The sequence below is a fragment of the Streptomyces sp. NBC_01669 genome (assembly GCF_026339735.1).
Classification (GTDB): domain Bacteria; phylum Actinomycetota; class Actinomycetes; order Streptomycetales; family Streptomycetaceae; genus Streptomyces; species Streptomyces yanii.
The window spans coordinates 1,319,413-1,340,853 of sequence record NZ_JAPEQG010000001.1 but is presented as its reverse complement, the minus strand read 5'-3'; the positions used below and the strand labels follow the sequence as shown (position 1 = coordinate 1,340,853).

Genomic DNA, 21,441 nt, shown 5'->3' with positions numbered 1-21,441 from the left:
AGTTTGACAACTGCCCGTCGCGGGAGCCCGATTGGCGACTACTGTGTGTGGCCGGTGGTCAACGCTGGGCTCATATCGTTCGAGCTTGCCCGAGCGTTGACCCGAGCCTGACCGACCACCGTAGGTGCCACCGTATGAACGCCGATTCCTGGTGCCCCATGTACCGAGGACGCTGATGTCTCAACTTCGCGCACCTGAAGCGCGACCGGAACGCCGAGAGGGCGCGCGGCACGGCCGACCGGTTGCCCGTTCCCACTCGGCCGCGGCCAGGCCGCGCGCCGCACAGCCATCTCCTGACGCCCGCATGCGCCCACAGATCCTGCGTACCACCCTGCTCCCGGCCATCGCCGCGGTGCTGAGCGGTGCCGCAGCCGTCATCTTCACCATCCGTTCCACAGGTACCCGCCCGACCATCCAGCTCTGGACCGCGCTGGGCGGATCCGGGGCGCTGGCCGTCGCCGCCGTGGTCGCCGCATTCCTTGGCGCCAACCGGGTCACGACCACCGTCCTCGGCCGCTGTCTGGCGCTGCGCCGTGCCAGTGCCCAGGACCAGGCCGACCTGCAGCGGCTGGTGGAGCAGCTCCGCAACGGACGGCCGGTGCCGGCGCGGCGCCCCCCGCGGCCCGTCGCCGCCGGCAGCGACGCCTTCGACCTGCTCGCCCAGGAAATGGGCCGGTCGCACGAAGGGGCCGTCGCCGCCGTCGTCCAGGCAGCCCGGCTCAGCAACAACTCCGGCGAGGAACAGCGGGTCGAGGTCTTCGTCAATCTCGCCCGCCGCCTGCAGTCCCTCGTCCACCGGGAGATCCAGCTGCTCGACGAGCTGGAGCACGAGGTCGAGGACCCCGATCTCCTCAAGGGCCTCTTCCAGGTCGATCACCTCGCCACCCGCATCCGCAGGCACGCCGAGAACCTCGCCGTACTCGGGGGAGCCGTCTCCCGGCGCCAGTGGAGCAACCCGGTCACCACGACCGAGGTGCTGCGCTCGGCGATCGCCGAGGTCGAGCAGTATCCGCGGGTCAAACTGGTGCCGCCGATCGACGGCACCCTGCGCGGTCACGCCGTGGCCGATGTGATCCATCTGCTGGCCGAACTCGTCGAGAACGCCACCGTGTTCTCCGCCCCGCACACCCAGGTGCTGCTGCGGGCCCAGCACGTCACCGCCGGGCTGGCCCTGGAGGTCGAGGACCGGGGGCTCGGCATGCCGGGCAACGAGCAGAAGCGGATGAACGCCCTGCTCGCCGACCCCGACCAGGTCAATGTCGCCCATCTGCTCCAGGACGGCCGGATCGGGCTTTTCGTCGTCGCATCGCTGGCCCGCAGGCACGGCATCGCGGTCCGACTGCAGAGCAACATCTACGGCGGCACCCAGGCCGTACTGGTACTCCCGCAGTCCCTGCTCGGCGTCGACCCCGACGCACCCACCACGGCCGACGCCGTCCCGGTCCCGCCGCCCGGGCCCGTACACCGGCCACCGGCCCAGGACGACACCGCGCAGCAGCGGAATCTGAGCCCGGCCCCGAACCGGCAGGCCCAGGTGCCCAGTCAGCCGCTCCGCCTGCACCAAACGCCCCAGCAGCCGCGAAGGCAGGGTGAGGGACCGCTGCTGCCGCTGCGCGTCGAGCGTGTCAGCCGGCCCACCCCCGCCGACGCCCGACCCGGCATCCAGCGCCCGGACGACGCGCCTTTGGCCGTCCAGCCGGAGCCCGGAACCGTGCGCGGCACCATGGGCCGACCCCAACTCCCCAGGCGCGCGCACCAGGAACACCTGGTCCCGCAGCTGCGCGAAGCCCCCGCCCCCCGTGCCGAGGACGAAGAACCCCCCCCGCACGACCCGGGGCTGATGGCGTCATTCCGGCGGGGCATCGAGCTCGCCGAGGCCCGGAGCGAAGGGGACGCCGACACCGCACAGGCTCCGGACAGCGCTCCCGACGCGTCCGGACCGCCGGCCCGGCAGCCCCTCGAACCGCTGCCCGTCCGGGGAACCACCGCGACCGCCTCCCCGCTCCCTCCCGAACCGGACCCCCTCGAAACGAATACTTTGAAGGAGTAGATGCACCATGACGACCGATACGCCGTCCGGTCAGGTCGCGGACCTCGACTGGCTGCTGAGCGGGCTGGTACAGCGCGTGCCGTACACGCGCAGCGCGGTCCTGCTCTCCGCCGACGGGCTGGTGAAGTCCCTCCACGGCATGGACGCGGACAGCGCCGACCATATGGCGGCGCTGGCCGCCGGTCTGTACTCCCTCGGCCGCAGCGCCGGGGCGCGCTTCGGGGACAACGGGGAGGTCCGGCAGGTGGTGGTGGAGCTCGACTCGACGTTGCTCTTCGTCTCCACCGCCGGTTCCGGTACCTGTCTCGCTGTCCTCGCCGGACGCGAGGCAGATGCCGCGGTGCTCGGCTACGAGATGACGATGCTGGTCAAGAGCGTCCGGCCGTATCTGCATACTCCGGCCAGGCAAGCGGCCGGGGCACCGAGCACCACGGGGCTGTGAGAGTGTCGGCCCCGCACGACGGGCCGTTGCTCGACGACGCGGCGGGCCGGCTCATCCGTCCGTACACCGTGAGCAACGGCCGTACCCGTCCGACCGCCGTGCTCGATCTGCTCTCCCTGGTGAGGGCCACCGGCACCGATCCGCAGACGCATCTCGGCCCCGAGCACTCCGTGGCGCTCGGGCTGTGCGGCGGGCCCACGTCGGTGGCCGAGATCGCCGCACATCTGCGACTGCCCGCAGTCGTCACCAAGGTGCTCGTCTCCGATCTGGTCGACTGCGGCGCAGTCACCGCGCATCCGCCCGCCTTCCATGACATGCCCACCGACCGATCTCTGCTGGAGGCAGTGCTCGATGGCTTACGACGACAGCTCTGACGGCTCCGGCATCTCGGGCCGAGGCGACGCCCCCGGGGGCCCCGAATGCTTCCCCGTCGCGCTCAAGGTCCTGGTGGCGGGCGGCTTCGGCGTCGGCAAGACGACGTTCGTGGGCGCCGTCAGCGAGATCGCACCGCTGAGCACGGAGGAGCTGTTGACCCAGGTCAGTGCGGCGACCGACAGCCTGGAGGGTATCGAGTCGAAGACCGCCACGACGGTCGCCATGGACTTCGGCCGCATCACCCTCGACGAGCAGCACGTGCTCTATCTGTTCGGCACCCCGGGCCAGGAGCGCTTCTGGTTCATGTGGGACGAGCTCTCCCAGGGTGCGCTGGGAGCGGTCGTGCTCGCCGACACCCGGCGGCTCGAGGAGTGCTTCCCTGCGGTCGACTTCTTCGAGCGGCGCGGTATCGGATTCATCGTCGCGGTCAACGAGTTCGACGGCGCCTACCGCTACGGCCCCGACGAGGTACGGGCCGCGCTCGACCTTCCGCCCGAGGTGCCGGTCGTCCCCTGTGACGCCAGGATCGCGAACTCGGGCACCGGAGCGCTGGTCACTCTGGTCCAGCATCTGATCAACGCCACCTCCGACCCCGCCCCGCTCTCCACCTTGGGAGCCCACCCGTGAACGGACGCACCAGCGGCCGGCTGTTACTGACCCCCGTCGACCGCGATGCCCCGTCCGCGCCCAGCGGCTTCGGACGCTCGGGCTCGGGGAACGGGCCGGTGGGTCGTTCGACAGCTTCGACCCGTTTGCGGACAAGGTGGCCGAAATGGCCGATGTTCCTTTCTCCGTGGTCAACTTCATCGACGGGAACCGGCAGTTCTTCGCCGGACTGCACACGCCGACCGGTACGCACACCGGTTGCGAACTGGGTGCCATGGCCGCGGGCAGCGGCCGTGGCGGTCGGTACGTGGCCCTCGATCACGGCTACTGCCCGCACGTCGTCGCACGACGGAAGGCGCTCGTCCTGGAAGACGTCTGCGACTACCCGAGATTCGCCGGCAATCCGGTCGTCGACGACATAGGCATCCGTTCCTATCTGGGGGCGCCGCTCATCGACCGTACGGGCATCGCGCTGGGGGCGGTCTGCGCCGTCGACACCGTGCCCAGCCCCTGGGGGCGGGCCGGTCTCGACACGATCAAGTCCCTGGCGCAGGAACTCGTCGGCCACATCCACCGACGGGAGGACAACGGCACCATCGCGCTCTGATCCGTCGTGCCGCCCGCGCCTCGGACGTGTGCGAGCCGCCGCCCATGCCCGGACGCCCGCGCTCAGACCTCGACCGTCGTGCCGTCCAGGAAGGTCAGTACCACCGACTCATCATCGGCCCGCACCGCCACCGATTCACGCAGTGCCTGCGGATGGACGGTGTCGCGGGACAGCGCGACCAGCGAGACATGGATGCTCCGCCCGCCCGGATGACGGTCGCTCCGAAGATACGGGATCGCGGAGTGCGGCCCGTACGCGTTGGACTGCACGTCCCGCGCGACGCCGGACCCTTCCGCTGCCTCCTCGGGCGTCCCGCCCGCCGCGACGTCCCAGCCGTACAGGGCGACCACGGCACTGGTCAGACCGTCGGCGGTACGCGTCAGCGCCCAGCCGGGTCCCGACGAGGAGAACGGCCGCTCGGCGTGCGCGACCGCATGTCCGCCGTCCCGCACCACCGCACCCTCCGGCGCCTCGACCCGGTGCACCCGGATCTCCCACGGGCCGTGCAGCACACTTGCGGTCTCGATCCGGTACGTGCGGTCGTCGCGGGGTAGCCGGGCCGCGTACCAGGACGAGGCGACGCGGTCCTCACAACGCAGCGGATGGATCCTGCGCCGCCGTGACGGGGTTCCGTCCGGAGCGAGGAGTGCCAGATGGCCGTCGATGGCGCGTGCCACGGCGTGCGGCGCGGACTCGGGCGCGGTCGCCGTCGAATAGGCGAGCTTCGCGTAGTGCGGGTCCTCCTCGCCCGTGTCCGCGTCCGTGGTGTCGTCGGTGGCGGCGGGCGGGTTGTGGTCGCTGCCGTGGTTGATCAGCCGGACGATGCCGTCGTGCCGTGTGGCGTGCAGCAGCCACCCCGGTGCGGGCAGCGCGGTGTACTGGTCGGACTCCTCGATGGGGAGCGGGAGTTCCCGCTCCGTCCACACCGGGTGGTCCGCCGGGAGCAGCAGCCCGAGGAAGCCCTTGCTCGCCCAGTACGGGGAAGCGGGACCGGAGTACGGCTGGGTGCTCGGCAGGAACGTGTCGTACCAGCCGAGGGTCAGCAGCCCCCGCTCGTCCGGGACGCCGCGCTCCACGAAGTGCCGCAGGGTGCCCGACGCGAGCCGGCGTGTGAGTCCGGGTGCGAGCGGCGTGCAGTCGGCCAGCGCCCCCATCCAGACCGGTGCGAGCGCCGCGAACCGGTACGTCAGTGAGCGCCCCTGGTGGACCGGCGCACCGTCGGAGCCGAAGAAGTGCGGATAGTCCTGCAGGAACCGGGAGAGCCGCTGCCGGTAGACCTCGGTCCTGCCGCCGTCGTCGTCCGGGCCCGCCATCCGCGACCAGAGCAGCGGATAGAGATGCATGGCCCAGCCGATGTAGTAGTCGAAGTTCCGGCCGTCCCCATCGGTGTACCAGCCGTCCCCGACGTACCAGTCCTCGATTCTGTCCAGATTGCTCTCGATGTCGGAGCGGCTGTAGGGGGCGCCCACCGAGGCGAGGAACTGCTCGGACACCGCCTGGAAGAGACGCCAGTTGTTGTCCCAGGTGCGACCGCCGACGAAGCCGGAGAACCAGTCGACGACCCGCTCCTGGACCTGGGTGTCCAGCTTGTCCCAGATCCAGGGGCGGGTCTCATGCAGACCGACGGCGATCGAGGCGGCCTCGACCATCTGCTGCGAGCAGTCGGTGAGCCTGGGCCAGGCCTCGGTGGAGGCCGGGTCCGTGCCCGTTGCCAGACCCTGCGCGTAGCGTTCGATCAGTTTCGGATCGACGTCCCCGCGGGCTCCGGCGATGCGGAAGGCCGCCATCAGGAAGGAGCGTGCGTATCCTTCGAGCCCGTCCGACACCACGCCCGACCAGCTGGCCCGGCCGGGCAGCCGGTACTGCGCGAAGCCCGGTGTGGCGTAAGGGACGAGCGCGTCGAGCATGCGGTCGGCCGAGGCCTCCCAGTGTGCGCGCGTCCAGCCGGTCCGCGAGGACAGCAGCCGGTCGGTCGGGGGGAGGTGCAGGAAGGGCGGGGTCATGCGGGCGGTGCTCCTCAGTCCGTCAGGGTCGACGGGTCTACGGGCGGTGTGGGCAGGTTGAGCGCGGCGAGGGCGGCCTTGCCGTCCGCGTCGATCGGGTACGCCCACTTGTCGACGTAGAAGTCGGTGAGATCGTAACCAGTGATCCGGCTCGTGTACGTGGCGAAGTTCGACCAGCGCAGAGCGTCTTGGGTCTGCCAGTCGGACTGCGGGTTCTCCTCCCGGATCAGTCTGTGCAGTCGCGGCCAGATGCCGGTGCCGAAGGCGAGTTCGAGCTGGCGCAGCGAGACGAGCTTCTCGTACGCGCCGAAGGAGGTGGCGAAGCTCAGGCCGGGGGTGCCGAGCTTGGGCAGCGCCGTCTGGAACCAGTTGAGCCCGGTGGTGGTGTTGACCGTCAGCAGATTGGAGGTCTGGCCGAAGATACGCTGCGCGGCCAGCGAGTAGATGTTGACCGAGACCTCGGTCAGGCCTGCCGGCCGGTAGGCGAACTGCTGGTGCAGATGCCCGAGTTCGTGGTAGAAACCCCAGCCCCGGTTCTTGACGCCTTCGACGGTGATCAGCCGGTCGAGATACGCGGCGGGGAAGGCGTTGTAGTAGTGGGTGGCATAGGCCCCGACACCGGCGGGAACCTTCGACACCTCGTTGAACTGGTAGGGGCCCGCCTTGCGGCGGTGCAGTGGGAGGGAGCCGTCGAGCCCGCTGACCTTCGCATGCGAGGCGACCAGGCTCTCGACGAGACGCATCAACGCGTCATGGTCCTCGTCCCGGTGGGCGAGGAAGCTGTCCCGGGTGACGGTGATGATCGCGTGCGGCGAGGTCAGTTCGACGTATCCGGAGTCGTTGGCCGCGTCCACCAGCGCCTGGAACTCGGACTCCGTGGTCTCGCCGAGGGTGAACGTCGGCAGGTTCACGGCACCGGAGAGGAAGGTCACTTCGGCGCGCTCACCCTGTCCGGCGAAGCGGAGATAGACGGGTCCGCCGTAGGGGTCGGTGAGCGTGTTGATGCCCGGAGTCAGGGTGTGGTCGCGCGGGGCCCGCTGTGCCACCACGTCGTGGTGGTTGTCGTACGTGCCGATGTGCAGCGTCGGCAGCACTCCGTGCGGTGCCCGCACTCTGACGGTGAGGGTGGCGCCGGCCGGGGCGTACCGCTTGGTCGTGATGAAGTCACAGCCGCGGTACGTGGTGGCCAGGCGCAGCCGCTCGGTCTCCGCCGAGGGGAATGCTGTGGCGCGGACGGTGGTGGTACCGGGGCGGGCCGAGGCGGTCCCGGAGCCCAGCAGGGTCGCGGCGCCCGCGCCCGCCAGGACGGCGAGGGCACTGCGGCGGCTGAACGGGGACGAGGCAGGGGAAGCGTGCATGCGTACTCCCTGAGGAAGGAGGGGAAGACCGGTCGCAGGTGCCTGTTCAGGAGAGGGTGGCGGTGTGCGTGTGACCGCGCGATCCACCGACCGTGACGGTGAGGACGGGGCGACGGCCGGGTGTCACGGACACGGTCGGGTCGGCCGTGACCACCCTGCTCACCGGGAAGGGCAGTTCCACCGTGACCGTGGTCTGCGTGCGGCTCGGGTCGGCGACGGCGACGGCGAGTTCCTGGTCCCTTCGTTGGACCAGCACCGAGGCCGGTCCGGATGCGGTGATCCCGGCGGCGGTGGCCGCTGCCCAGAAGTTCACCGCGGTCAGCCCCTGCCTGCGGACCTCCACGGCCTGCGCGGTGGCGTCGTTGGCGACGATCCGGACCGGACGCGAGTGCGACCAGACGGCTGTCGCGGCCGAGGACGCGCCGGGCAGCAGGACATAGGCGTAGCCCGCATCGGTGGGTGAGACACCGTGATCGACCCAGAGTGTCACATAGCGGCGGGTGACCGGATCGGTGCTGCCGCCGGTGTCCGCCCCGGTGTTGAGCGCCCGCCAGGTTCCGGTCCGCTCCTCGCGCAGCGCTTGAAGAGCAGTGGGGTCGGGGAAGACATAGCCGCCGACGCCGTCGACATGCGCCCACCGGGCGTGGCCGAACTCCTCGGTCCAGCCCTGTTCCGCCGGCTGTCGGACGCCGTCGACCGTCAGCCGCTGCGTGCCGTCCGTGCCGAGATTGCGGTTCTCGACGACCGTCTCGACCGTGCGTCCGTCGGTCGCCGTGATACCCGCGCCGAGCGCGATCACCGCGTTGTCGAGCAGGAACCAGGATTTCCTGGCTCGCAGGGTACTGCCCGCGGGACCGATGAGCTCCATCGCCGAAGCACCGTACCGGTCGTGGAGCACCGCTCCGCCCGCGACGGCGTTCGTCGGACGGTAGGTGGAGGTGCCGGCGCCCGTGCCGAGATCGGTGCGCTGCCTGGTGTCGACCGTGGTGCCGGGCAGCCGGTACGGGTCGACGGTCGGCCAGAAGCCGTTGTTGAACTGCCCCAGGTCGTCGCCGTCGTACAGATATGTCATGCCGTCGCCGGTGTACCAGCCGTGCAGATTCTCGCCGTTGCCGGCCTCGTAGGCCGAGATCCGCTTCGACGACAACGACAGTGTGCAGGCCCAGCGGGGCTGGCGGTGCACCACCCGGTCCATGTCGGCGAAGACGAAGTGACCGGTCGTGCGCGCCCCGGCGGGAATGCTCCGGTCATTCAGCACGGCCTTGGCGAGGGCCAGTTGGGGAAGCGTGGCGAGAGTCGTGAACGGGGTGGTGCGGTTGCGGGTCAGCCAGCCCTTGGCCAGCGCGCGCCAGCGGTCCGCGTACGCGGCGGGTGCGCCGGTCGCCAGGAGCAGGATCGCTGCGACGGTCGCCGCACCGTCCCGGTGGTCACCGGCGCGCTCCCGGGAGATCGCCCGGCCACGTACCGCGTCCATCATCAACCCGTCGAAGACCACCGGCGAGAAGGTCCGCTCGACTGCCTCGTACATCACGGAGACCTGCGGGTCGGCGACCGCCCACTCGGAGCCGGCGAGCAGGGACAGCAGATAGGCGGCGCCGCCGAGCAGAACCGTGCCGTACGTACCCGTGTACGCGACCACGTCATGCTGGACGAATGACCCGTCCTCGTAGAAGCCGTCACCCGAACCCGTGTACCGGAACAGGCTGTTGCGTCCGGAGTCGCGCACGTCGGAGAGCGCGTCACGGGCCGATGCCAGCTTGGCCGCATCCTGTCCCAGCAGTCCGCGCAGCGCGACGATGACGGCCTTGTCGGTGCGGTTGGCGCCGGTCTCGGCGAGCGTGGGGGAGTTGGTGCGACGGTCCGCGTTCGGGCAGAACCGGTCGACCACTGCCAGATAGTCCGTCAGATCGGTGGCGGGCAGTCGCCCACGCAGCAGGACGGAGCAGTCCATCAGCGCCCGTGGGGCGCCGATCTCCCAGAACCACCAGTTGCCGGTCTCACGCTTGGCCGGGTTGTACGCGGTGTCGTACGTGAAGCGCAGCGCGGCGACGAGGGCGTCCGCCGTTTCCGCGCTGCCGGCCAGTGAGGTGCCGGGGGTGGCCCAGGCGGTCGCGAGCGTACGGAGCCGGGTGTAGCTCTGGCCGAAGTTACCGGGGTCGGTGACCGGGGAGAGATCCGGCCAGAGGGCGGTCCGCCCGGCGCTGCGGTCCAGGGTCTCCCAGAGCCCCCTCGCCGTGGTGTCCAGAGTGGCGACCGCCGCGACGACGTCGGGGTCGGACAGGTCGAACGCGCCGCCGGTCAGGAGGGTTTCGGCGCGCTGGAGGAGCGCGTCGAAACCCACGGTGCCGGCGGTCTCGCCGGCCGCCACGGGCTGCGCCTGCGCGGCGCCGGCCGTGGCGACGAGCGTCGTGGCGGAGGTGGCCGCGACGGCCGCGGTGGCGCCCGTCGCGGCGAGCAGGGTGCGTCTGCTGAGGTTCATGGTGTCTCCTTTTGCCTGCGATCAGTCCGTGAGCGTGCTGGGGTCGACGGGCGGCTTCGGCAGGTTCAGCGCGGCCAGTTCCGCCTTGCCGACGGCGTCGATCGGGAACGCCCAGGTGTTCACGAAGAAGTCCGTGAGGTCGTAGCCGGAGACCCGGCTGGAATAGGTGGCGAGTGCCCGGTAGCGCTTGTCGGTCTCCGTGTAGTCCGACTGCGGGTTCTCCTCGCGCACCAGCTTGTGCATACGCGGCCAGAAGTCGTCACCGAAGGCGAGCTCCAGCTGGCGCAGCGGGACGAGCTTCTCGTACGCGCCGAAGGACTTCTCGTACGTCAGCCCCGCCGTGCCGAACTTGAGCTGCGCGGACCGGAAATAGGTGAGCCCGGTCTTCGGATCGATCGTGAGGAGGTTGGACGGCTGCTTCAGGGTGCGCTGCGCGGCAAGCGAGTAGATGTTGACCGTGACCTCGGTCAGACCGCCCGGCTTGTACGCCATCTGCTGGTGCAGATGGCCGAGTTCGTGGTACAGCCCCCAGCCGCGGGTCCGCAGCCCCTCCACCGTGGTGGCCCGGTCGAGATAGGCGCGGGGGAAGCCGTTGTAGCCGTGCGTGGCGTACGCGCCGACGCCGGTCGGCACCTTGCTGACCTCGGTGAAGTGGTACGGCCCCGCCTTGCGCCGGTGCACCGGCTTCGAACCGTCGAGCCCGCTGATCCGGGCGTGCGAGTCGATGATCGTCTCGACCAGTTCGAGCAGCGCCGCATGGTCCTCGCCGCGGTACAGGAGCGCGCCGTCGCGGGTGAGCGTCATGATCGTGTGCGGCGCGTGGAGTTCGACGTACGGCGAGATGGTCAGTGTGTCGAGCTGGTGCTGGTAGTCGGCCTCGGAGGTGCGGCCCAGTGTGAAGACCGGCATCGGGACGGCGCCGGAGCGGAAGACCACACCGGCCCGCTCGCCGTCCCCCGTCAGGGTCAGATAGACGGGGCCGCCGTGCGGGTCGGTCACGGTGTTCGCGCCGGCCGTCAGTGGGTAGCTGCGGGGCTCGGTGATCTCACCGTAGTAGTCCCACGTACCGATCCAGAGCGTGGGTACCAGGCCGTCGTTCGGCTGGACGGTGAACGAGAGCGGGGTGGCGGCCGGGACGTACAGGCCGGTGGGCTGGAACTCGGAGCCGCGCAGGGCCTGTCCGAGCCGCAGCCGCTCCGCCTCGGCGGCGGGCCGCGCGGTCACGCTCACCTTGACGGGCTGTGCGGAATCCGCGACAGCGGTACCGGCTGCCCGGGCGGAGGGGGCGGTGGTGCCGAGCGTGACTGCTGCTCCGACGCCGGCCGCGGCGGCGAGAACCGAACGGCGGCCGACGGGGACGGAGGCGACGGCCGGAGGCGTGACGGCGGAGAAAGAGGACTGACGCATGCGGAACTCTCCCTGCAGAAACAATTGAGGGGCGGAAGCGTGCGGAACGGGTGAAGCTCGCCGTCAGCATGTAAGCGGTTGCTATCGAGCCGCAAGAGGGCTCAGGAAGTTACTGTTATTTACTATGGTCAACTACGGGCAGTGGCGCAGTAACCGGTCACATCCGGGTAGACCGACCGGACCGGGGTGCGACGGAATCGCGTACCACGATGTGCGTGCCGAGCCGCAGGGCGCCCGTGGTCGGCTCGCGCCAGTCGTCCTCGTCCCCACCGCCGACGGCCAGCCGCACGGCCTGCCGTCCCATCTCCTCCAGCGGTACATGAACGGTGGTCAGCCGCGGTCGTAGCTCCTGGGCGACCGGAATGTCGTCGTACCCCACCAGGGAGATGTCCTCGGGCACCCGCACCCCGGCCTCCTCCAGCGCCTGGGCGGCGCCCGCCGCCACGATGTCGTTGGCGGCGAAGACGGCGGTGAAGTCCGGCCCGTCCCGCAGCAGTTCCGCCATCCGCCGGTAGCCGAAGTTCCGGCTGAAGGTGCCGGGCTGGGCCAGTTCCGGGTCCGGTGTCACCCCGCGCAGCTCCAGGGCCCGCCGGTGCCCGGCCAGCCGGTCGCGGGTGGTGGAGAGCTTCGGCGGGCCGCCCAGGTAGAGGATCCGTTCGTGCCCCTGCATCAGTAGATGGTCGGTGATGGCGAAGGCGCCGCCCTCGTTGTCGTACTCGACCGCGGCCGTCGGTGCCTGCTCGCCCAGCGGCGGCCTGCCGCACAGCACGAGCTTCGATCCGCCGGCGTCCAGCTCGCGGGCCCGGCGGGCCAGCTCCGAGGTGTAGCCGCGGTCGGCGACGCTGCCGCCCACCACGATCACCGCGTCGGCCCTGCGCTCGTGCATCAGCTCGACGAAGGCCAGCTCGCGCTGGGGGTCGCCCTGGGCGCAGCACACCAGGCAGAGCCGCCCGCCGAGCGCAGCCTCCCGCTCCACGCCGCGGGCGATGTACGCGTAGAACGGGTCGATGAGCTCGTTGACGATGATGCCGACGGTGCGGCCGGAGGCGCCGGCAAGGGCGCGGGCGTGCGCGTTCACGACATAGCCGAGCTCGCGCATCGCGGCCTCGACCCGCTCCCTGGTCGCCTCCGCGACCGGGTAGTTGCGGTTCATGACGCGCGAGACCGTGGCGGTCGAGACGCCCGCCCGCCTGGCCACATCCGTGACGGTCGCCCTGCGCGATCCGTCCGCGGCCGTGCTCTGCCGGCGCATCCGACTCACCCCCTGGTGACTGTTGTGTGACGCCGAGCCTAGAGCCTGGGCGCGGGTGGGGTTCACGCGATCCTCCCCAGGTCGGCCCGGTGGACCGGATGGGTGAACGGCGCGCCCTGTGCGTACCGCACCAGCTCCTCGACGGCGAGCGCGCCGAGCCGCCCCACCTCATTGCCCTGCGCACCCGCCAGGTGCGGGGTGAGGAAGACGTTCGGCAGGTCCCACAGGGGGTGACCGTCCGGCAGGGGCTCGGGGAATGTGACGTCCAGAACCGCGTCCAGCCGCCCGCTGACCAGGTGCTCGGTCAGTGCCTCGGTGTCCACGAGGGGGCCGCGCGCGGTGTTGACGAGCAGGGTGCCGGGGCGCATCAGGCCGATCCTGCGCGCGTCGAGCAGCCCACGGGTCTCAGGGGTGTCGGGGGCGTGCACGGTGACGACATCGCTGGTCGCCACCAGGGTGTCCAGATCGGTCGGGGTGACCCCGAGCCGTCCGGCCTCGTCGGCGTCGACGTACGGGTCGTATAGCAGCACCTCGGCATCGAGGATCCCGAGCAGTTCGATGACCCGGCGGCCGATCCGGGACGCGCCGATGACGCCGATGGTCAGTCCGTGTGTACCGAGCCAGTGCTGCCGGTCGAGATCGGCGCCGGTGCGGTGGGTCCGGCGGGTCCGGTAGAGACCGGCCAGCGGGAACACCCGCTTCGCGCCCATGATGATCGCGGCCAGGGTGTACTCGGCGACCGGTACGGCGTTGGCCGCCGCGGCCGAGGAGACCACGATCCCGCGGTCGAACGCCGTCTGCGACAGAAAGGTCTTCACTGTGCCGGCCGCGTGGATCACGGCGCGGAGCTGTGGCGCCCGGTCCAGCAGGGCCGCGTCGACGGGCGGGCAGCCCCAGCCGGTGAGCAGGACCTCGGCCGAGGCCAGCGCCACGGCGGCCTCCGGTGTGTCGAAATCTCTGACCGCGGACGGGACGAGGAGATCTGCGGCCTCCTCCAGCCGGGTCCGTACGGGCGGTGGGAAGACGTCGTCGAGCAGTCCGGGGCTCATGACCAGGACCGTGCGCGGCCGCCTCGGGGGCAGTTCCGCAGCGTCGGTAGCGGAATGAGCCGGTGCCTCTTCGGTGGTTCGCACCCTGCCTCCGGACAGTAAGCGTGTTCTATGGAATGACCGGCACGCTAGGTACCCCGAGGCCCGACCGTCAAGCATGACCGTCGGTCAACTATCCTGTTTCTTGGTTATTTTGCTGATTCATCCCCCAGGATTCGGCTGTGAGGGCTCCGCGTAACGCAGCCGTTTCTCCAGATCTCTTGACGCTGGGGTTAACCGCTTACTAACTTGCGGCCGCAGAAGGCTCACCACGCGCCAACCGGCCGAACAGGACGCACCATGGCTGAAACAGCACCCCCGCTGCCTCGGGAAAAGCGGTCAAAACGGCTACAGAGGACTGCAACGTCGTCGTCTTCGTCGACCCGGGCCGTTCTCCCGCAGAGCAGGCTGACCGTCTGGCAGCGGATCAAGCGGGACCGGGTGATGCTGCTGCTGACCCTTCCGGGCCTGCTGTACTTCATCGTCTTCCACTACGTTCCGCTGCTCGGCTATGTCGTGGCGTTCCAGGACTACCAGCCGTACCTCGGCTACATGCACAGCGCCTGTGTGGGCTTCGCCAACTTCACCACCGCGTTCGGCGAGCCGGCCTTCTGGTCCGCGACCCTCAACACCCTGGAGATCGCCCTCATCCAGCTGGTGTTCTTCTTCCCGATCCCGGTGGCTCTCGCCCTGCTGCTCAACAGCATCGTCAGCGAACGGATCCGGCGCTTCGTGCAGAGCGTCGTCTACCTGCCGCACTTCATCGGCTGGGTCATCATCGTCTCGATCTTCCAGCAGATCCTGGGCGGCGCCGGGCTGTTGCCCGATGTCCTCGGGGGCATGGGGCTGCCGCGCTACGACATGATGAGCGACCCCGACGCCTTCCCCTGGCTGCTGACCCTTCAGGTGGCCTGGAAGGACGCCGGCTGGGGCACGATCATCATCCTCGCGGCGCTGCTCGGCATTGACAAGGGCCAGTACGAGGCCGCAGCGATCGACGGCGCCGGTCCCAGGCGCCGCCTGTGGCACGTCACTCTTCCCGGCATCGCACCGGTTCTGATCCTTCTGCTGATCCTCAACCTCGGGCAGATCCTCTCCGTCGGCTTCGAGCAGATCCTGCTCCAGCGCGACGCGGTCGGCCCGGACGCCGGTGAGGTCCTCGACACATACGTCTACTACCACGGCATCAAGGACAACGACTGGGGCGTCGCCGCCGCCGTCGGACTCGTCAAGGCGGTCATCGGCACCGCACTCGTCCTGGGCGCGAACAAGTTCGCCCACCGCCTCGGCCACGAAGGGGTGTACCGCGGTGCTGACCGTTGAGAAGCCGCCCGCCACGTCCGTACCCACCAAGGCGCCGGCGAAGAAGACTCCCCGGAGCAAGAAGCAGTCCGACGGCCGTCCGCCGTGGATGGAGAAGCCGACCCGCGTCGGGCAGGCCGCCAAGGGCCTCGCCATCGTCGTCGTGGTCGCCGCCGTCGCCTATCCGCTGCTCGGCGTCATCGGCACGAGCTTCGCCTCGCAGACCGACATCATCCGCAGTTCCGGACTGGTCCTGTGGCCCGATCACCCCACCCTGGACGCCTACCGCACCATCTTCACCGGCGGAGTCGTCACCCGGGCGCTCGTGGTCAGCCTCGGCATCACGGTGTTCGGCACCCTCGCCAGCCTGCTCGTCACCGTCGGCATGGCGTACGGCCTCTCCCGCCGCGATGTCACCGGATCCCGCTTCATCCTGATGACGGCCCTGTTCACCATGCTCTTCAACGCGGGCATCATCCCCAACTTCCTCCTGGTCAAAGGACTTGGGCTGTACGACACGTACGCGGCGCTCGTCATGCCCACCCTGGTCAGCGCCTTCAACCTGGTCGTCCTGCGGTCCTTCTTCATGAACCTGCCCGAAGAGCTGTACGACGCGGCGAAGGTCGACGGAGCCGGCGACTTCCGCGTCCTCGTACGCATCGTCCTGCCGCTCTCCAAGGCCGTCCTCGCCGTGATCAGCCTCTTCTACGCGGTGACGTACTGGAACGCCTTCTTCAACTCGCTCCTGTACCTGGGCGACTCCGACAAGTGGCCGCTGCCCATGGTCCTGCGCACCTATGTCCTCCAGGGCCAGAGCCTGAACGCCGCGTCGGCCGGCGAGGTCCTCGCCCCGCAGCAGGCCGTCCAGATGGCGGTCCTGGTGATCGCCGTCGTACCGATCCTCTGCGTCTACCCCTTCCTCCAACGCTACTTCACCAAGGGCGTGCTCACCGGCGCCATCAAGGGCTGACCGCCACTCCGCCACCCCCTGCACTTCCCTTCCCTTCTCTCCCAAGGAGATTCCAGGTGTCGAGCTCCACCCCCATCAACCGCAGATCGCTGTTCCGCCTGGGCGCGGGCGTCGGTCTCGGTCTGGCCGCCGCTCCGCTGCTCGCCGCCTGCGGCGACGGTGGCACGACCGCCAAGGCGGAGGCCAAGAGCGCCTCGCTGCTCCCGAACTCCGCGGTCCGCAACATCGGCCTCAAGCCCGACCTCCAGGGCACCACCACCGGTGTCCCGCAGGGCTTCTTCAGCTACCCGGCCAAGCCGTTGCGGGCCACGAAAGGTACCCCGCTGAAGGGGGCCGAGCCGATCAGCGCGACGATGGAGACGTTCTCCCCGCCGCCGCCCGCGCGCGGCAAGAACGCCGCCTGGCAGCAGATCGAGAAGCTCCTCGGAGGCCGGGTGGACATCACCGCCGTCCCCGCCGACGACTACGGCACCAAGTTCTCCACGATGGTCGCCAGCGACAGCCTGCCCGACCTGTTCATGTACCCGGAGTCCGGTGGCGTCGACAACAAGGCCGCCTTCCTCCAGGCGACATGTGCCGACCTGACACCCTTCCTCGCCGGGGACAAGATCAAGGACTACCCGAACCTGGCCGCGATCCCGAAGGGTGCCTGGCAGGCCGCCATCTTCGGCGGCAAGCTCTACGGTCTGCCGATCGCCCGTACCGGCACCGGCGGCGCCGGCTTCTACCGCCACGACCTCTTCGCGGAGGCCGGCGTCACGGACCTGGACCAGATCACCGACCTCGACCGGTTCATCGAGCTCTGCAAGGAGCTCACCCGGCCCAAGAAGGACCAGTACGCGATCATCGCGGGTGCCACCACGATGCTCGCCATGTCCGCGGGCGCGCCGGGCGGCTGGCGGCTGGACGCCAAGACCGGCAAGTTCACCGTGGACCTGGAAACTCCCGAGTACCGGCAGGCAGTCGAGACCGCCCGGAACCTGTACAGGGCGGGCTGTTACTACCCCGGCACCCTCCAGATGTCCGGGGCGCAGAAGGCCCAGTACACGGACATGTTCAAGAACGGCAAGGGCGCGTACGTCTATGACGGCATGCCCACCTATCTGGCGCCCGGCGTCGGCTACATCGCCGCGATGAAGGCGATCGACACGACGTACGACCCGCGCCCGTTCGTCCCGTTCGGCAAGGACGCCGTCACGTGGATGGACAACGTCGCCCTGCAGAACACGCACATCAAGAAGGCGTCCGGGGACCGCGTCAAGCAGATCCTCGCCTTCGCCGACTTCGCCGCATCCCCGTTCGGCAGCGAGGAGTACACGCTGATCAACTACGGCGTCGAGGGCACCGACTTCACCCGTGACGACAAGGGCAACCCGGCCCTCACCAAGCAGGGCACCCAGGATGTCACCGTGCCCTGGAAGTTCGCGGCCTCCGCCGTCCCCGCGATCTTCAGCGCCGACTCCGAGCAGGGCGTCCGTCACGTCCACGACGCGTTCACCAAGATGATCCCGATGATGGTGCCGGACCCGACCCTCCAGTACTCCTCGCCCACGTGGGATTCGAAGGGCTCCGGCAGCCTCGGCACGCTGAAGGGGGACGCCCTGAAGGACATCATCGCCGGCCGCAAGCCGATGTCGGCCTACGACCAGCTGGTCAAGGACTACCTGGCCAAGGGCGGCGAGCAGGCCCGCGGCGAGTTCGAACAGGCCTTCCAGAAGGGCAAGAAGTGATGAGCGCTCCCACCAGCAGGCGGTCCGCGCTCCGGCTCGGCGGCGCAGCCGTCGCGGCAGCGGTCGCCGTACCCGTCCTCGGCTCGCCCGCCAGTGCCCGCAGCCGCGGCTTCGACCCGGCCCCCGGCTCCGACGGCGTCGGCGACCCGCTCTTCCCGACCCTCGGCAACGGCGGCTACCAGGTCGTCCACTACGACCTGACCTTCGACTTCACCCCGGTGACGTACGACTTCACCGCCGTCGTGAAGATCAATGCCCGGGCGACCCAGGACCTGTCCGCGTTCAACCTGGACACCGATGGGCACACCATCGACTCCGTCACCGTCGCCGGGCGCGCCGCGACCTGGGCGTTGTCGGCCGGCAGGAGCGGCCAGGAGCTCACCGTCACCCCTGCCCAAGCGTTGCACGACGGGCAGCCGTTCACCGTCGAGATCCGCTACCACGGCAACGGCAAGGCACCCCGACTCGGCCTCACCGGCTGGAAGTTCGGCACCGACGGCGGCTTCGCCTCGGCCGCCCAGTCCTCGCGCGCCGACACGTTCCTGCCCTGCAACGACACCCCGTCCGACAAGGCCACCTGGACCTTCCACATCAGCGCGCCGCAGGGCTATGTCGCGACCGCCAACGGAGAACTGCTCGACAGGACCCCGCGCGCCGACGGCTCCACCGTCTGGCACTTCGCCCTGCGCGAGCGGATGGCGACCGAACTCATCGGCATCGCCGTCGTCAAGGGCACCTATCTGTACGGCACCAGCCACCGCGGACTGCCGCTGCGGCACATCGTCCCGCAGGGACAGGAAGAGAAGTACGGCCCGATCGTCGCCCGTACCGCCGACCATCTGGACTGGCTGGAGGAGAAGTTCGGCCGCTACCCGTTCTCCGTGTACGGCCTCCACATCTACGACGGCTACACCGACGCCCTGGAGAACCAGACCCTCTCCCTCTTCTCCACCAACTGGTTCAAGCTCAACGCCAACGGCCAGCCGGGCTACGAGACCACCATGGTCCACGAGCTGACCCACCAGTGGTTCGGCGACTCCGTCACTCCGAACGACTGGCAGCAGGCGTGGCTCAACGAGGGCCCCGCTGTGTACTACGCCGGGCTGTACGGCGAGGAGCGCGGCTGGTCGGTCTTCGCGGACAAGATGAAGGCCACGTACGAGAAGCTCGACGCGGTCCGCGCCGCCGACGGCCCGCCCGGACGGCCCAAGGCGCTCGGCGGCACCAACATCTACGACGGCGGCGCGCTCGTCCTGTACGCCCTCGGCCTCCGGATCGGTCAGCAGAAGTTCGACCAGGTCATGCGGGAGTGGGTCAAGCGGTTCAAGGACTCCACCTACACCAGCGAGGAGTTCATCGCCCACACCGTCAAGATCACCGGCGACGCATCCCTCGACCCGTTCCTGCGCGACTGGCTCTTCGGAGCCGTGAACCCGCCCATGCCCGGACACCCCGACTGGAAGGCCGCCGCATGAACCGCCCGATGAACGCCGTTCGGGGAACCGCCGCTGCCATCACCGCCGCGGCCCTCGCCGCCCTCATCGCCGCCCCGACCGCCCAGGCCGCACCCGGTGCCCGCACCCTGTACGCGGCACCCGACGGGCACGGCACCTCGTGTACCGTCGCCCGCCCGTGTTCCCCGGAAGGCGCCCGCGACCAGGCGCGCACCGAGACCGGCCGCGACATCCGCGTCCTCCTCAAGGGCGGCACGTACCACCTCGACGCCCCCCTGCGGCTGGGCGCCGACGACTCCGGCACGGACGGACACACCGTCACCTGGACCGCGGCGCCCGACGCGCGCCCCATCCTGTCCGGCGGCCGCACCCTCGCCGGATGGACGCAGAACACCGACGGCACCTGGACCGCCGAGGTCCCGGCCGGTGTCACCCCGCGTCAGCTCTTCGTCGACGGCAAGCGTGCCACCCGCGCCCGGGGCGAGGCCTGCGCGGCGAGCGTCTGCGACGCCACGAAGACCGGCATGACCGGTGCGAAAGCCACCGGCATCGCCGACTGGCAGCGCCCCACGGACGCCGAGGCCGTCATCCGGGTCCGCTGGCGCAACTACCACTGCCGGATCGCGGGCGTCAGCGGCGACCTGCTCACCTTCGTCCATCCCTGCTGGACGAACTCCGCGAGCGGTACCAACCGCACCGGACCCGCCTGGGACACCACGACGGTCGACTCCACTCGTTACAGCGGCGTCGCCTTCTTCGAGAACGCCCCCGAACTCCTCGACCAGCCAGGCGAGTTCGTCTGGAACTCGGAGGCCCGCACCGTCACCTACCTGCCGCGCAAGGGCGAGGACATGCGACGCGCGCAGGCCATCACTCCGCACACCGAAGAGCTGCTCGTCGTCGACGGCGCCCACGACGTCACCGTCAGCGGGATCGGCTTCGCGTATGCGGCGTACCGCCGGCCCGGCACCGACGAGGGCTACGCGGGCATGCAGGCCGGTCTCACCCTGACCGGAGCCACCGGCCCCGTCGACCATGCGGGCCGTTTCTACACCAAGCCGTCCGCCGCGGTCACCGTCCGCGGCGGACAGCACATCTCCATCGAGAACGCGCGATTCAGCCACCTCGGCGGGGCGGGCGCGACGCTCGAAGCAGGCACCAAGGACAGCTCCCTGACCCGTTCCACGTTCACCGACCTGTCCTCGGGTGCGGTGTACGTGGGAGACACCGAGCCGATGCCCTCGCCGGTGCTCGCGGGGGAGCGGAACACGATCGCGTACAACACGATCACCCGTTCCGGAGTCGAGTACACCGACTCGGTCGGCATCTGGGCCGGTTACGAGGCCGAGCTGACCGTCGACCACAACAGCATCGATCACCTGCCGTACTCCGGGATCTCGGTCGGCTGGGGCTGGAACCAGCCCGAGTCGCGGCAGTCCGTGCTGCGCGACAACAAGGTGACGAACAACCGGATCACGAACGTCATGGAGGTCGCACAGCAGCAGCACGACGGCGGCGCGATCTACACCCAGGGCGCCCAGCCCGGCACCGTCATCGCCGGCAACTACATCAACCGCTCCGCCTTCGGCAACACCGAGCGCGACGGCAACGGCATCTACCTCGACGAGCAGTCCTCGTACATCACCGTCGAGAACAACGTCATCACCCGTATCGGCTACAAGTGGGTCTCCAACTGGGCGGACTACGGCATCCAGAACACCGCCCGCGGCAACTGGACCGACACCGCGGCGCCCGCGCTCGGTGGAACGGGGTCCGTCATGACGGGCAACTCGACCGGCCTGGACCGCCTGCCGGCCGAAGCCCTCGCCGTTGCCGCACGGGCAGGCGCCCACGGAGGCTCCGTCGAACAGCTCCGCACCGACCTGGCACGCACGGGCACCGCAACCCAGTCCTCGACCGAGGGCACGGCGGGTGCGGCGCTCGCCCTCGATGCCGACACCAACACGGACACCCGGACGCTGTCCGAGGCGGATGCCTGGTGGCAGGTCGACCTGGGGGCGACGAAGCATGTCCGTCAGATCGAGATCTGGAACAACTCGTCGACCACGACAGCGGACTTCGACGTCATCACGGACGACGGCACGGTCCACGTCAGTGGCAAGGCACTGCGCCCGACCGTCCTGAACGTGGACAGCAGGACCCGCACGGTGAAGATCGCCCTGTCGGGAACGGGCCGCGTGGCTCTGTCCCAGGTCCTGATCCACCCGTAGGTCTGCGGTTTCACCGCATGTGATCCACCCCGCCGGACGGGCCCTGGCCCGTCCGGCACCTTCATGCCTGCGTTCTCCGTGGTCCTG

The 21,441-nt window shown here is 69.8% G+C and carries 15 protein-coding genes and 1 pseudogene; 10 read left to right on the top strand and 6 right to left on the bottom strand.

Annotated elements, in window-relative coordinates; genetic code table 11:
- Positions 1–175: 175 nt before the first annotated feature.
- From OG972_RS05985 to OG972_RS05965, 5 genes and pseudogenes are all read left to right on the top strand, one after another.
- Positions 176–2,050, top strand: coding sequence for an ATP-binding protein (locus tag OG972_RS05985; protein ID WP_266978944.1), 1,875 nt, complete (start codon positions 176–178; stop codon positions 2,048–2,050).
- A gap of 7 nt (positions 2,051–2,057) precedes the next feature.
- The gene (locus tag OG972_RS05980; protein WP_266978942.1) at positions 2,058–2,492 is read left to right on the top strand and encodes a roadblock/LC7 domain-containing protein; all 435 of its coding nucleotides are present in this window, start codon (positions 2,058–2,060) and stop codon (positions 2,490–2,492) included.
- 2 nt (positions 2,493–2,494) lie between these two features.
- Entirely contained in the window at positions 2,495–2,866 is a 372-nt protein-coding gene (locus tag OG972_RS05975) for a DUF742 domain-containing protein (RefSeq protein WP_266990300.1), read from the top strand.
- A complete protein-coding gene (locus OG972_RS05970) occupies positions 2,844–3,494 on the top strand; it encodes an ATP/GTP-binding protein (protein WP_266978940.1) in 651 nt (216 codons plus the stop codon). The genes OG972_RS05975 and OG972_RS05970 overlap by 23 nt, the downstream gene beginning before the upstream one ends.
- Positions 3,491–4,080 (top strand): annotated as a pseudogene (locus OG972_RS05965) (GAF domain-containing protein). The gene OG972_RS05970 and the pseudogene OG972_RS05965 overlap by 4 nt, the downstream one beginning before the upstream one ends.
- 62 nt (positions 4,081–4,142) lie before the next feature.
- Here OG972_RS05965 and OG972_RS05960 read toward each other — a convergent pair.
- The 6 genes from OG972_RS05960 to OG972_RS05935 form a co-directional block, all read right to left on the bottom strand.
- A complete protein-coding gene (locus OG972_RS05960) occupies positions 4,143–6,083 on the bottom strand; it encodes a DUF2264 domain-containing protein (protein ID WP_266978938.1) in 1,941 nt (646 codons plus the stop codon).
- A gap of 14 nt (positions 6,084–6,097) precedes the next feature.
- Positions 6,098–7,441 carry a M60 family metallopeptidase gene (locus OG972_RS05955; RefSeq protein WP_266978936.1) on the bottom strand — a complete coding sequence of 448 codons (1,344 nt, stop codon included), beginning with the start codon at positions 7,439–7,441 and terminating at the stop codon, positions 6,098–6,100.
- Positions 7,442–7,487: 46 nt separating this feature from the next.
- Entirely contained in the window at positions 7,488–9,920 is a 2,433-nt protein-coding gene (locus OG972_RS05950) for a polysaccharide lyase 8 family protein (protein WP_266978934.1), read from the bottom strand.
- Positions 9,921–9,941: 21 nt separating this feature from the next.
- The gene (locus tag OG972_RS05945) at positions 9,942–11,327 is read right to left on the bottom strand and encodes a M60 family metallopeptidase (RefSeq protein WP_266978933.1); all 1,386 of its coding nucleotides are present in this window, start codon (positions 11,325–11,327) and stop codon (positions 9,942–9,944) included.
- A gap of 157 nt (positions 11,328–11,484) precedes the next feature.
- Entirely contained in the window at positions 11,485–12,579 is a 1,095-nt protein-coding gene (locus tag OG972_RS05940; protein ID WP_266978932.1) for a LacI family DNA-binding transcriptional regulator, read from the bottom strand.
- Positions 12,580–12,641: 62 nt separating this feature from the next.
- Entirely contained in the window at positions 12,642–13,628 is a 987-nt protein-coding gene (locus tag OG972_RS05935) for a hydroxyacid dehydrogenase (protein WP_266978931.1), read from the bottom strand.
- Positions 13,629–14,111: 483 nt separating this feature from the next.
- Here OG972_RS05935 and OG972_RS05930 point away from each other — a divergent pair, with 483 nt between their 5' ends.
- From OG972_RS05930 to OG972_RS05910, 5 genes are all read left to right on the top strand, one after another.
- Positions 14,112–14,990, top strand: coding sequence for an ABC transporter permease subunit (locus OG972_RS05930; protein WP_323135850.1), 879 nt, complete (start codon positions 14,112–14,114; stop codon positions 14,988–14,990).
- A gap of 88 nt (positions 14,991–15,078) precedes the next feature.
- The gene (locus OG972_RS05925; protein ID WP_266990298.1) at positions 15,079–15,939 is read left to right on the top strand and encodes a carbohydrate ABC transporter permease; all 861 of its coding nucleotides are present in this window, start codon (positions 15,079–15,081) and stop codon (positions 15,937–15,939) included.
- Between the two features lie 56 nt (positions 15,940–15,995).
- Positions 15,996–17,669: an extracellular solute-binding protein gene (locus tag OG972_RS05920; RefSeq protein WP_266978928.1), complete on the top strand. Its 1,674-nt coding sequence runs from the start codon at positions 15,996–15,998 to the stop codon at positions 17,667–17,669.
- Positions 17,669–19,144: a M1 family metallopeptidase gene (locus OG972_RS05915; protein ID WP_266978927.1), complete on the top strand. Its 1,476-nt coding sequence runs from the start codon at positions 17,669–17,671 to the stop codon at positions 19,142–19,144. Before OG972_RS05920 ends, OG972_RS05915 begins: the two co-directional genes overlap by 1 nt.
- Entirely contained in the window at positions 19,141–21,354 is a 2,214-nt protein-coding gene (locus OG972_RS05910) for a right-handed parallel beta-helix repeat-containing protein (protein WP_266978926.1), read from the top strand. The genes OG972_RS05915 and OG972_RS05910 overlap by 4 nt, the downstream gene beginning before the upstream one ends.
- The last annotated feature ends 87 nt before the right edge of the window (positions 21,355–21,441 follow it).

Bases quoted from the DNA above. Each gene is read 5' to 3' on its own strand.
- OG972_RS05985 (WP_266978944.1), top strand. From the start codon at position 176: ATGTCTCAACTTCGCGCACCTGAAGCGCGACCGGAACGCCGAGAGGGC.
- OG972_RS05980 (WP_266978942.1), top strand. From the start codon at position 2,058: ATGACGACCGATACGCCGTCCGGTCAGGTCGCGGACCTCGACTGGCTG.
- OG972_RS05970 (WP_266978940.1), top strand. From the start codon at position 2,844: ATGGCTTACGACGACAGCTCTGACGGCTCCGGCATCTCGGGCCGAGGC.
- OG972_RS05960 (WP_266978938.1), bottom strand. From the start codon at position 6,083: ATGACCCCGCCCTTCCTGCACCTCCCCCCGACCGACCGGCTGCTGTCC.
- OG972_RS05955 (WP_266978936.1), bottom strand. From the start codon at position 7,441: ATGCACGCTTCCCCTGCCTCGTCCCCGTTCAGCCGCCGCAGTGCCCTC.
- OG972_RS05950 (WP_266978934.1), bottom strand. From the start codon at position 9,920: ATGAACCTCAGCAGACGCACCCTGCTCGCCGCGACGGGCGCCACCGCG.
- OG972_RS05945 (WP_266978933.1), bottom strand. From the start codon at position 11,327: ATGCGTCAGTCCTCTTTCTCCGCCGTCACGCCTCCGGCCGTCGCCTCC.
- OG972_RS05940 (WP_266978932.1), bottom strand. From the start codon at position 12,579: ATGCGCCGGCAGAGCACGGCCGCGGACGGATCGCGCAGGGCGACCGTC.
- OG972_RS05935 (WP_266978931.1), bottom strand. From the start codon at position 13,628: ATGAGCCCCGGACTGCTCGACGACGTCTTCCCACCGCCCGTACGGACC.
- OG972_RS05930 (WP_323135850.1), top strand. From the start codon at position 14,112: ATGCTGCTGCTGACCCTTCCGGGCCTGCTGTACTTCATCGTCTTCCAC.
- OG972_RS05925 (WP_266990298.1), top strand. From the start codon at position 15,079: ATGGAGAAGCCGACCCGCGTCGGGCAGGCCGCCAAGGGCCTCGCCATC.
- OG972_RS05915 (WP_266978927.1), top strand. From the start codon at position 17,669: ATGAGCGCTCCCACCAGCAGGCGGTCCGCGCTCCGGCTCGGCGGCGCA.
- OG972_RS05910 (WP_266978926.1), top strand. From the start codon at position 19,141: ATGAACCGCCCGATGAACGCCGTTCGGGGAACCGCCGCTGCCATCACC.